Origin of the sequence: Streptococcus sp. 3613, from assembly GCF_013277375.1 — a bacterium.
GTDB lineage: Bacteria > Bacillota > Bacilli > Lactobacillales > Streptococcaceae > Streptococcus > Streptococcus pseudopneumoniae.
This window is the reverse complement of record NZ_VMMV01000003.1, coordinates 1-13,010: the sequence shown is the minus strand read 5'-3', so window position 1 is coordinate 13,010 and position 13,010 is coordinate 1. Positions and strand designations below refer to the sequence as shown.

Sequence of the window (13,010 nt, the reverse complement as noted above, 5' to 3'; positions counted from 1 at the left end):
GCGCTGGGTCTGCTACTGGTGTTACCTCTACCTTAGATTTCTCTACGGTTTCTGTCGATGGAATTTCTTTAGTTGTTCCATCTGGTAATGTGACGGTTACGTCTCCATTGTCTTTTACAACTACGTTGGTGGCTGTTGGGTTAGCTTTCGAAACGGCTTCTTTAACTTTGGCTTTTTCGGCTTCTGTTAAATGCGCTGGGTCTGCTACTGGCGTTACCTCTACCTTAGATTTCTCTACGGTTTCTGTCGATGGAATTTCTTTAGTTGTTCCATCTGGTAATGTGACAGTTACGTCTCCATTGTCTTTTACAACTACGTTGGTGGCTGTTGGGTTAGCTTTCGAAACGGCTTCTTTAACTTTGGCTTTTTCAGCTTCTGTTAAATGCGCTGGGTCTGCTACTGGTGTTACTACCAGAGCTGTCTTGTCTGCTTTGTCGACTAACTGCTCTTTCGCTTTGTCTAACTTACCTTGCGCTTCTGTTACTTTTTCTTGCGCTTCTTGAACTTCAGCTGCTGTCGCATTGTCACCTTTAGCTAATACTGCTTTGGCTGCTTCCTTCGCTGCTGCAACATCTGCTTCTGCTTCTTTCTTAGCGGCTTCGTATGCTTGAATACTTTCTGGTGTCTTACCTTCTGTACTTACAGCTTCATCTAACTTCGCTTTATCCTCAGTTAGTTTATTTTTCGCTGTAGTTGTCGCTGCGGTTGTTACAGCATCTTCTGCCGCTTTCAAGGCTGCTTTGGCTGCGTTTACTTTCGCTAGCTCTGCTTGTACAGCTTCTGGTGTCGCATTGTCGTCCGCTATTACTTTTTTCGCTGCTTCCACTGCTTTATCCGCCGCTTCTTTTGCTTTAGTATATGCGTCAACTTTGCTTTGTGGCTTGTCATCTGTAGTTGGTTGACTTGCTACTTCGCTTGCTAAGTCGTTATTCGCTTGCGTTAGAGCTGTCTTGTCTGCTGGTTTCACCACATACGTTACTCTTACGTTTTCTGTACTTTGATCTGTATAAGTAACAACAACGTCAAGAGTATGGTTCCCTACTGTAGTTGGATACTGTGTTCCTTCTTTCAGTACAGCTGATGCTTTGTTAGCTACATCTACAGCAGCAAGTAACTCTGCATTTGTAGGATTTTCACCGATTACTTTTGTAATCGTCTTAGTCGTCGGAGCTGTGTGTTCTGGAATAGGATGATTTTGGTTATTTGCTTGAGATTCAACATCGCCATTTCCTCTAGTAGAGGCTGTTGTGATATTTGTATTCCTGTTCACTTTTGTATAGTCAAGTGTAACCTTACCATTTGCTAGACTGATACCATCTGGTAAGGTTGTTGAAGAGCTCCAATTATTTCCTCGTTTAACCAGTGTTACTGTGGCATTGGTATTTTGTTTGTTCTTATAAGTTAAGGTCACTTTTTCTGCATCTGTCGGTAATGTAACTTCTACATCTCCATTTTGACGTGTAGCACTAGTTGTTGCACTCGGTTGTTCAAACTTAGCCTTAATTCGTTTAGTCTCTGAAATTTTCGTTGCGCTAGAAGCTTTTACCGCAACTTCCGTCCCGTCTTTTACTAAACTTTTTGGAAGGGTAAAGCTATTGCCACTAGCTGTAATTCCTGCAACAGCACTCCATCCTTGATCAGTTTTTCTAAAATGTTGTGTTTCTGAACGATTACTAGTTTGATTATGATAAGTCAAATCAAACTCAGTAGCTTCCTGCGGTACAGTAATTACAACCGAACCATCTGGTTGGGCTATACCACTTACATCCTCTAATCTTCCTAAAACCTTAGTAGTAGCTGCTATACTAAAGTCAGAGCCGTCCTTCTGCTGCTTAACTGTAACTGTTGAACCTGCTTCTGCTGTTTCAGCTTGGATTAGGATTTTGCCCAGTCCATTTTCATCATTTATAATCGAAATTGTGCTATCTGCATTGGCGTCATCCTTATTCCAGTTGCTACCAGTTTTAGTAAAACCAACAGTTTTTTCTTGTCCAGTAGCATTTGTATACGTAAGCATAACCTTAGTAGCTTCGTCTTGACCTACCATTGATGTTACCGTTAGAGTTTCTTTATCTTGTGAGATAGTTGGAGATTGAGGCGCTTGGACCGTCACTTTTGTAACCAAGTCATCTCGTGAGATAAACTTACTTTCTGATCCGTCCTGACTTGTAACAGTTGCATTTCCATCACTATCCACTGTAACAGTCGCTCCTGGGTTAGCAGCTTGTAGAGCCTTCTTAATCTTTTCAATATCTGAAGAATTTAGTTTCTCTGGATCGGTTACAGGTACTTTCTGCTCTGGGTTGACTAACGGTTTACGGTTCTTTGCAGCTTCTTTTTGCTCTTCTGTCAGCTCCAACAAATCTTTGTGGGAAATCAAGCCACTTGTTCCATCTGGTTGTACAACATAGGCATCTCCATTTTGCCCAACGTTTACAGTAGCACCAGGATTTTTCTCCTGAACCTTCTGAGTAATCTTTTCCAATTCCTCTTTGGTTAGCTTATTTGGATTAGCTACCTTCACTTTTTCAGTTGGTTTTTGGATTTCTTTTGGAGAAGTCGAATCATCTGCAGAATCTGCTTGCCCACTTTGTTTCACAAAATCACTAACAGCAGCTTCTTCCTTTTGTCCATCCGGTCTGGTCACCTGAACCTTACCATCATCTGTTATTTCAACTTTAAATCCTGGATTAGCATCTTCAATAGCTTTTTTTAGCTTATCTTTCTCGGTTTGATTTAGACTACTTGGATTTTCAACGGTAACTTTTTCTGCTGGGCTTACAAAGTCACGGCTAGCTTCTGTAGGAAGTTCTAGTTTAAGCGATTCTGATAGTGGTGATACAAGATAGTCTAAAACAGGTTCATCTGTACCTTCCTTAACCACTGCCGTAACTAGACGAAGTTCCTCATTCCCCACCAATTCTTGTCTATACTTATCAGGAGTAAACTCAACTGTTCCATCCGCCTTAACATCACCACTAGCAAGAATAGTATAGCCAGTAGCTTTTTTAGGCTTATTATCAGAAGCACCTGTGCCTACAGCATCCACATCATTCCCACCTTTAACCAAGAAGGTTTTCAGTTTTGCTTTATCAGGAATATTTGCTGCTTCTCCTTTTGTTCCAGAGTTTGCTTTGATGACCGGTTTTCCTGTGGTCTTTCCTTTCAAACTCTCAGCTGTTGTTTCAAAAGTCGGTTTCGTAAATGGAATGTATAGATAGAGTTTTTCTGTATTTTTTAGATTATCTGCGGTTGTAACCGTAACAGTAATTTGATGGATACCTGAATTGGTTTTGTTAATAGTTCCTGTTAATGACTTCTTGCTACTTAGGGGTCCCTCATGCTCCACTTCACCCTGAACCAAGCCCGTGTTTTCTAAATTAGTTACTTCAATATTTTTGATAGACTTACCAAATGGAACTCGAACCAGCACTTGTAGTTGTTTTTCAGTATAATTGTCACGATATAGTGCTTTATACTTACTTGTCTCCAAGCTAGAAGCTGCTCCGCCCTCTCCACTTTGTCCAAACCCAATACGAATCTGACTACTATCGTAGTTGGCTACTTTAGCATCTGATGATTCAGACTCTAAGAGTGAAGTTCGCTTGCCTTCTGCAGTCAAATAAGACTGACCTGAAACACGTGACTTGACAGTATAAGAACCGTTTGTAATAACAACATTTTTGAAGGTTGCATTTCCATCATCACCAGCAATACTGGTTGCTACTTCTTTTCCGTCATGGTAGAGAACCATCTCTACACCTTTGGTTCCGTTAGTTGCAGTGATATCCTTTATCGTCCCTGCTTGCTTTTGCAAATCAGTATTTAAACTTGGTTTTTTCGGTTTCACAACAAAATTTAACTGAACCAATTCACCAGAACCGTCAGCAAAGATTCGCTCTACAAGATAAGATTTCACTCCCGGAGTATTGACGATAGTCTTTGCAACCTCTTGGTTGTTTTCAACTTTGACACCATCCTTAAAAAGATTATAAGAAGTTGGATGTGATTCAGCATTATCCCCTACCTTATCCCTATTTTTAAAGTAAGATTCAAGGTCAATGCCTCCATCGCTTTTAGCAATTAAAGATGAAGAGGTACCTGGAGTTGTTGATACATTATTATTTCTCGGCTGCCAAATTTGCCCTTGTACAATCTGATAGTAGCCATTCCCTTCCAACTGAGCCGGATACTTCTCAGCCTGGTCTCCTTCACCGGCAGCTCTACCGTACCACTGATTGACTAGCAAGCGATTAACTGATTTCCCTGACAGCCTAAACCCTTTAACACCCAAGGCGTAATAGAGATTACGGAAAGTCGTATCTGGGGAAGTCGTCTCAAAGGTCAAATGGTAGCTATCATCACGTCCTCCGTCCAAAGAGAAGGTGTAGACTTTCTCGGTTTCATTTTTGATACCAGAGTATTTAGAAGCTGCCTTTTTCTCAACTTCAGTTGGGAAGTTTTTATCAGCATGGTAGTAGAAACCTTTCTGCACCCACCAGTTAACTTCTTCCTTGGCTAAGCCATCCAGACTATCCGTCCGATAACCATAACCTCCACTTTTTGCTGCCGCTCCTGTTGATGCAACAGTCCCCTGCTTTTCATCACTAATTCCATCAGCTGATTGTAAGGCCTTTAGAATTTGATCCTCTCCGTTACCTGCATCTCCACTAGTAGCAGTGGTGCCACCAGTCCTATGATCATAACGAGAAATAGTTACTGAGTTTGCTTTTACAGTGTGGTTTTTAGGTAGGGTAAACCAAAAAGTATTTGATAAGTAGTGGTGTGGACCCCGTCCTACTTTTCCCTTATTGATATCAATCTCCCATTTAAAACCAGTTTCTGTTTTCTTGACTATCCCGTAGATAAAATCTTTCGCTTCCGGAATACGAAACTCTTTTCCGTCCCAATATGCTCTTGAACGTTGCGAACCATAGACATAGGTTCCACGGGCATAAGGTGAACCTGCATGTCCATCTTCTAAAAAGTAGTTGATCCCATCTACATAAGCATTACTTGGCACAGCTATGTAGCCTGAAGGAACTTCTTGTCTGCTTCCTCTTGAACGAGGTTGAATCGCTGTTGTCACCGGAGTGTTTAACGGTTGTTCATCCTGTTCTGTATCATCCTCATCATCGTCAAGTGGAATAGGGTCATAGTCAGACTGGCTGTCTTTGAGCACCCGAGGCTGAAGGACTCCAGTGCTGCTTGTTTTGGCTGCTATCGTGTCAGCAGATCCTGCCCTTTTCTCTCTCACCTGAGAACTTTCTTGAACAGACTCTGGCTGGCTAGAGTCTACTCCAGTAGTTTTAGGGGCAGCTACTGTCTGTCCTTGATTAGATCCTTCCGCTGACCTCCCTTGCCCTTTTATCTCCTTTGTGATCTTGCCTTCAGCAAGTTGCTCAAGTACAACCTCCTTCGACTCTCCCTCATCCGACTCCTGCAGAGCCCCATCAGGGTTACCATCAAATCCAGCGACCACGTCATTAGTTGTAGCTGGAGTGACTGTCTCACTCGCTGCTACTGCACCGTTGGCAAAAAACATCAATGCGGCAACCGCAACACTGGCGGCACCAAAGTGGTACTTACGAATGGAGTAACGGAAGACCTTTTCTCTGTTAGACTTTCTAAAATCCATAACTCTTTCTCCTTAAAGATATGATTGAAGAGAACATGTCATTTTCCTCTTCAATTGACAATAATATTAAATAGCAACTTACGACTATTTACCCCACTATACCTCCTATGAAGAGTATACAGTCTAGTAGCAATTATACCACCCCCCCCCCCGAATTTTGCAAGGAAAAACATTTAATTTTTTCTGTTTTTAGAGTATTTTATGGCAAATTGTTATCTTTCTAATTATATGTATTGGATTTTTTGATTAAACTGCAAAAAACGAGGACTATTGTATTTTTTTATTTATAAAATTTCGGGTATAAGTTTTACAAAAAAATCCAGTCTCAACAATGTCTCAGAATCACATTTGTACTAGTGTAGTTTCAGTTTACCATAACTATACTAGTACAATTTTTCATTGTCTTCACCTTCTAACTAGATATGGTGGAAAGGATTGGTCGATGCTTGACTAGGTACAATCTCTAGTTCCCAGCCTTTTTCCTCTTTCCATTGATTAAGAAGCTCTGCTATTTTTTCCACAAAAAGCACTTCGATATAATGACCTGGATCCAATGCCAACAAACCATCAGACAGCATATCCTGGGCAGTGTGGTAGTAAATGTCACCAGTGATATAGACTTCTGCCCCTTTTTCTAAAGCATCCTTATAGAAAGACTGCCCGCTACCACCACAGATGGCCACTCTTGAAATAGGCTTCTGTAAATCAGTCTCTTGATAATGCACCAATCGAAGGCTATCTAAACCAAAGACTTGCTTGACATTCTGGGCCAATTCCCCAAATGTCTGAGGCTGAATATTTCCAATACGTCCAATCCCACGTTCAGGGCCTGTTTCCTGCAGATAAGTCGTTTCCTCGATACATAACATCTGACAGAACCAGTCATTGAGACCATTTTCAACGATGTCAATATTGGTATGGCTGACATAAACTGCAATGTCATGCTTGATGAGATCAATGTAAATCTGATTTTGTGGACGGCTAGCTACCAAATCCTTGATGGGACGGAAAATCGGCGCGTGCTTGACGATAATCAAATCCACACCCTTTTCAATGGCTTCAGCCACCGTTTCTTCACGAATATCGAGAGCCACCATGACACTTTGGATGTCCTTGTCCAAAGTGCCAATTTGCAGACCACGACTGTCTCCCTCTATAGAAAATTCCTGAGGGCAAAAGGCTTCATACACGTTAATTACTTCACTTGCTAGCATGGAGAACCTCCTTGATGGCTTGAATTTTATCTACTAGAACTTGACGTTCCTCCAGATTTTTTTCTGGAATTTGTCCGAGGGCAAACTCTAGCTTAACAGCTTCTTTTTGCCATTTTTGGACAAAGACTGGACTGACCTCTTTGCACAAGAAGGGGCCAAATCGAACATCACTTGCTGATAGCTTCATTTGTCCTGCTTCCACCACCAAAATCTCGTAAAACTTGCCAGCTTCTTCTAGAATGCTTTCTGCCACAATCTGAAAACCATTGTCTTGCAACCAGATGCGCAAGTCGTCTTCACGATTATTGGGCTGGAGGATCAAACGCTCTACATTAGCTAGCTTGTCCAAGCCTTCTTCTAAAATTCTAGCAATCAAACGACCACCCATACCTGCAATAGTGATGACAGACACTTGGTCTGCCTCTTCAAAAGCTGCCAAGCCATTGGCTAAACGGACTTGGATTTTTTCCTTTAGGCCGTGAGTCTCAACATTTTTAACCGCAGACTGGTAGGGACCTTCTACCACCTCACCTGCAATGACACTTTCGATTTTTCCTCTTTCGACTAACTCGATAGGCAAATAAGCATGGTCACTCCCCACATCTAGTAAAATGGCTCCCTGTGGCACAAAGGAAGCAACCAATTCTAATCTCTTTGAAATCATCTTCTCTCACTTTCCAAACTCTATTACCTCTTATTATACCACATTTCAATCCTCAACTTCCCAGTAATATAAGTACCTCTGGCGAAAGAAGTTTCAATGTCCTAAGGTAATAGATGGATTCACTTGAAATATTTTTCGGAAATTTACAGAATTGTCAAAAAATAGGTAATTTATTCAAAAATTCTTGACTTTATAAAAAATATACACTAAAATATATTTAGAAGATTAGAGGAGATAAAAGTTTCACTAAATTTTATATTTGAAGGTAGTATTTAGATAGGAAATTTAGTCAGACGAACCACGAATTTGCTCTATGCTTTCTAGAATTTATTATAAGGAGATTAATATGCATATTTTTCTTAAAAATCGAGCTTTTCGTCAGCTAACAGTGAATGAGTGGATTTCAAGTTTTGGAGACACTATTTTTACTTAGCTTTTATCAATTATGTCTCTTCTTATACGTTTGCTCCCTTAGCTATATTTTTGATCAGTCTGTCAGAAACTATTCCACAGGTTTTGCAACCTTTTTACTGGAGTTATAGCTGATTTTCAAAAAAATCGAATTAGCAAGTATATTTCTATCCTCTTTATCAAAGTCCTCCTTTATTCTGGAGTGACTTTGCTCCTGACAAGTACCGACTTCTCTCTCTTTTCTGTTTTCTTTATTTGCAGTATGAACTTGATTTCAGATACGATTGGTTTTCTTGCAGGATACATGCTGACACCGATTTACATACGGCTAATAAACGATGATATGACGGAGGCTATGGGTTTTAGGCAGTCCACGAGTTCCATTGTACGTTTGATAGGTAATCTCAGCGGAGGAGTATTTTTAGGACTGTTTAGCATTTCTACTCTAGCTTTTGTAAATGTTTTAACCTTTTTATTTGCCTTTCTAGGAAGTCTACTTATTCGAAACCGCTTGAAAAAAGAGGAAGAAAAAATCGAAGTTCCTCCTTATGTAGGAATGAGTAGCTTTTTCCAGCATTTGAAAGAGTCAATGAAATTATTGATGACTATGGAAGATGTCATGGTCTTGCTTTGGATTTTGTCCATTAGTCAAGCTGTTTTGATGATGGTAGAGCCTGTCAGTGCGATTCTACTGATTCACTATCCTTTTATGGGTTTGTCAACAGGGCAAAGTCTGGCAATTTTGATAATGATAAGCCTTCTTCATGTTATTTTAGGTGGACTTCTGAGTGGATTTCTATCTAAAAAAATTTCTATTCGCCTGAATATTTATTGGAGTCTATTGATGGAGTCTCTCATTGTTATAGGTTTTCTACGTGGAAGTTTTTTACTTATTTTACTAGGAAGTGCAGGTGATGCTTTCTCGGCAGGAGTATTGAGTCCTCGCTTGCAAGCCATGATTTTTGGAATCATTCCTGAGGAGTTAATGGGATCAGTTCAATCCTCCATCAATGTTATCAACTTGCTTATCCCAGCTGTCCTATCCCTTGCTCTCGTATTTCTTGCAACAAGTGTTGGTCTTGAAGTTGTTGCCTTTGCTCTTATAATTTTACTACTTATAGCAGCCTATCTAGTTCACCAGATGAAAAACTTACCAAACCAAGAAGAAATTTAGCTAGAATGTTATGGATAAGTCAGTTTTCACTTGATAGTTTCTGTGGAATCGTAAGCTCCTTGTAATTGATTGTCGATATTACATACAACTATCTGGCAACTGCAAATGTTTCCAATCCCTATCAAGATGCAATTTATATAAGATAAGTCTATTCTTTTCCTATAAAATCTGATAAGATAGAGGAAAGAATAATTAGAATAGAGGTTACTTCAATGGCGGTTCCCGATAGACTCCCTGCTCGTATGAGAATGGATGGACGAACTATTTTCCAACAGATAAAAAACTATTTTGATACTGAAAATAAAGAATATTTTAAGCACCCCAATACCTATGATGGTATTTCCATGCATCTGGAACCCAACATCCTGACCAGTATGGAGCACTTCGATTTGACTGGCTTTCATTGCGAATGTAAGGATTTCCAAAATCAGGGAGTCTGTAAACACTGGGTTGCCATGGATCTCTACTTTCGTAGCCTCCCCCAAGCTATTCAAGAACGCATTGGTAAAGCGAGTCATAAACCAAGTTTTGCCAGCCAACTGATTCCTACCTTGCCATCTGATGAACTCCAAGATGAACTGGTAGAAGAAAAAGCGGTGGCGCCTTCACTTTCCCTTCATGGACAAGTCGAAATCCGAAATCATAGCCTAGCATGGACCTTAAAACTACAGGTAGAACAGGCTTCTCGTGCCTATGTTATCAAGGATATAGCTCACTTCATTTTTCTCATTTTCCAAGAGGAAGATTACTTTGTTTCACAGAAAATCGGGACAATCAGATTATCCTTGGATCAGTTTAATCAAGCATCCCAAAACCTACTCCTCTATATCAAAAAATATTTCATCGATAGAAATGAACATTCTTATTTCAACTTCAGTTATGGCATTAGCCCTAGAGATTGCGGACGCTATTTAGAGACTCCTGTTAGCTATTTAAACGACCTCGTCCCACTTTTTCAAGCTTTGGATGTCTTCCAATATGTAACCTCAAAAGCCGAATACCCTCTTATATTCTTAGATGATAGTCCCTTTATCCCGGAAGAGGAAATTTTTAAAGTTGTCAAGTCTAATAACCATTATGAAATCATCAATACAGCTTATTTTGGTTTCATTATTCAAGAAAAACTTTGGATTCGACACAATCACTTCCACATCATCAAAGAAGAACACCATTACTTTTTGGATAAATTAGCTACTTGGATCTATCATTATCAAGAAAGTTCTCCTCTTATCTTTTCACAGGAAAATAAGGCTGAACTTATGCAAATCTGTAATATCATCTCAAACTATGTTCCTATCAGTCTTCCAGATGAATTACAAATCCATGACTTTATCCCCACCTTTGCCTTCTCCAAAACTAGAAATGAAATTGCCCTTAATATGGTGTGGTCCTTTGGAGAAAAACAAGTCCATTCTAAACAAGATCTCCTAACCCTCCCCTATACTTACCAAGCTAGCAAAGCTAGAAAAATCTATCATCAACTGCTTTCTGCTGGTTTCAAAGAGGAATTTCATAGTCTTTCCAAAATCAAAATCGTTGATTTCTTCCTAAAAGAACTCCCCCGTTTTCGTACTCTGGGTCAAGTTCAACTAGATGAATCGCTTGAAAAACTCTTAGTAGAAGATCCTGCTGTCATTGACATTTTTGACGACGAAGGCTTCCTTTCAGTTCAGTTTGATTTTTCTATGATTTCAGAAGATGAGGTTGAAAAAGCTATCCAAGCTTTATGGAATCAAGAAAGCCACTACCAAACCAAGCAAGGAAAGGTTCTAGTCTTTGACGATGAAAGTCTCAAGGTTGCCCAAAGTCTCCAAGATCTTCGCGCTAAATTTTCAGACGGAAAAATCAAGATGCACAAATCTCGTGCCTTTAGTCTTTCTGAAACCTTCAAAGACAATGAACATGTCAATTTTTCTCGTGATTTCAAAAAGATGGCTTATGACCTGACCCACCCTGAAGAATTTGATATCAAGCCTTATGAAGTCAAGGCCAAACTCCGCTCCTATCAAAAAGAAGGAGTCAAGTGGCTGAGTATGCTGGATCATTATCATTTTGGGGGAATCCTGGCAGACGACATGGGTCTAGGGAAAACCTTGCAAACCATCACTCTTCTGGAAGCCAACCTTAAACCAGACCAGAAAGCTCTTATCCTAGCTCCAGCCAGCCTTCTTTATAATTGGAAGGAAGAATTCCGAAAATTTGTACCTCACAAACAGGTTGAAGTAGCCTATAGTAGCAAAACTGAGCGTATCAAACAAATTGAAAAATCTGCTACTATCACTATTACAAGCTATCCATCTTTTCGATCTGACCTTGAACATTATCAAAAGCAGTCTTACGACTACCTCATCCTAGATGAAGCACAGATGATAAAAAATAGTCAGACCAAAACAGCACAAGCTTTAAGAGAATTTGATGTCAAAACCTGCTATGCCCTATCTGGAACTCCTATTGAAAACCGTCTCGAAGAGATTTGGTCCATTTTCCAGATAGTATTACCAGGTCTCCTACCAAGTAAAAAGGAATTTTCAAAATTGTCACCTCAACTCGTTGCTAAACTGATTCAACCTTTTGTCCTGCGTAGGAAAAAAGACGAAGTTCTGACAGAATTACCTGAACTGAGCGAGCACCTCTACAGCAATGAACTCAGAAGTTCACAAAAAACGCTCTATCTAGCTCAACTTCGACGCATGCAAGAAATGGTTGCAGGAGCCAGCGCCTATGAGATTAAACGTCATAAAATTGAAATCTTAGCAGGACTAACCCGACTTAGACAAATATGTAATACCCCTGCTCTCTTTTTAGAAGACTACAAAGGGGATAGTGGAAAAATGGACAGCTTATTCGAGCTCCTAGACACCATTCGTGAAAAAGGGTCACGACCACTTATCTTTTCACAATTCACCTCTATGCTTGATCTCATTGAGCAAGAACTAGAGAAAAAAGAAATGTCTCACTTTAAAATAACAGGACAAACACCTTCAGATAAACGTCAAGAAATGGTCAATCTCTTCAATCAAGGGGAAAAAGACTGCTTCCTCATTTCCCTAAAAGCAGGTGGAACAGGACTAAATCTAACAGGAGCTGATACCGTCATCCTCTGTGACCTCTGGTGGAATCCAGCAGTCGAGATGCAAGCCATCGGTCGAAGCCACCGCCTTGGCCAGACCAAACAAGTCGATGTCTATCGCCTTATCACACTTGGTACCATAGAGGAAAAAATCCAAGAACTCCAAGAAAGTAAAAAAGAACTCTTCAACACCGTTCTTGAAGGACAAGAAAGCAGAAGCAATTTGAGCGTTGATGATATTAAAGAAATCTTGGGTGTTGAATAAACGAAAAAGAACTAGAGTAACCACACTTAGTGGATTTATCTAGTTCTTTTGTAAGCGCGTCATAACAAGGTATCTATCATTCATGGAGCTCCTCCTGTATACTATTCGTAAAGTAAAACTATTGGAGGATATTTGAATGCCACAACCTATTGTTCCTGTAGAGATTCCACAATCTCGTCCTTTTGACTCTAAAAAGAGAAATGATATTCTGCTTAAAATTCGTATTGGCAAGCTTGAAGTAAGTTTTTTTCAATCTCTCAATCTCGAAATGATAGAAGAGCTTTTGGATAAGGTGTTGCTCTATGACAATTCATCTATCTAGCCTAGGGCAGGTCTATCTCGTGTGTGGGAAGACTGATATGAGGCAAGGCATTGATTCACTGGCTTATCTGGTTAAAACCCACTTTGAATTGGATCCTTTCTCAGGTCAAGTTTTTCTCTTTTGTGGTGGACGTAAAGACCGCTTTAAAGCCCTTTACTGGGATGGTCAAGGATTTTGGCTACTATATAAACGCTTTGAGAACGGTAAGTTGACTTGGCCAAGTACAGAAAAGGATGTCAAAGCTCTCACACC

6 protein-coding genes and 1 pseudogene are annotated in these 13,010 nt (G+C 40.0%); 4 read left to right on the top strand and 3 right to left on the bottom strand.

What is annotated here, in order from left to right; genetic code table 11:
- From HT708_RS00515 to HT708_RS00505, 3 genes are all read right to left on the bottom strand, one after another.
- The coding region (locus HT708_RS00515; protein ID WP_172925851.1) for a YSIRK-type signal peptide-containing protein at positions 1-5,638 on the bottom strand (5,638 nt) is incomplete at its 3' end.
- A 416-nt stretch (positions 5,639-6,054) separates the two neighbouring features.
- Complete coding sequence (locus HT708_RS00510) at positions 6,055-6,852, bottom strand: Nif3-like dinuclear metal center hexameric protein (RefSeq protein ID WP_119942408.1); 798 nt, start codon at positions 6,850-6,852, stop codon at positions 6,055-6,057.
- Complete coding sequence (locus tag HT708_RS00505) at positions 6,839-7,516, bottom strand: tRNA (adenine(22)-N(1))-methyltransferase TrmK (RefSeq protein ID WP_172925850.1); 678 nt, start codon at positions 7,514-7,516, stop codon at positions 6,839-6,841. The genes HT708_RS00510 and HT708_RS00505 overlap by 14 nt, the downstream gene beginning before the upstream one ends.
- Positions 7,517-7,862: 346 nt before the next feature.
- Between HT708_RS00505 and HT708_RS00500 the strand changes: the two are divergent.
- The 4 genes and pseudogenes from HT708_RS00500 to tnpB all read left to right on the top strand — a co-directional run.
- Positions 7,863-9,101 (top strand): annotated as a pseudogene (locus HT708_RS00500) (MFS transporter).
- Between the two features lie 212 nt (positions 9,102-9,313).
- Entirely contained in the window at positions 9,314-12,436 is a 3,123-nt protein-coding gene (locus HT708_RS00495) for a DEAD/DEAH box helicase (RefSeq protein WP_172925849.1), read from the top strand.
- A 136-nt stretch (positions 12,437-12,572) separates the two neighbouring features.
- On the top strand, positions 12,573-12,758 hold the full coding sequence (locus HT708_RS00490) for a hypothetical protein (protein ID WP_050141975.1): 186 nt from the start codon (positions 12,573-12,575) through the stop codon (positions 12,756-12,758).
- Positions 12,739-13,010: IS66 family insertion sequence element accessory protein TnpB (gene tnpB / locus HT708_RS00485; RefSeq protein ID WP_055387903.1), on the top strand; the 272-nt coding region annotated here is incomplete at its 3' end. The genes HT708_RS00490 and tnpB, both read left to right, overlap by 20 nt.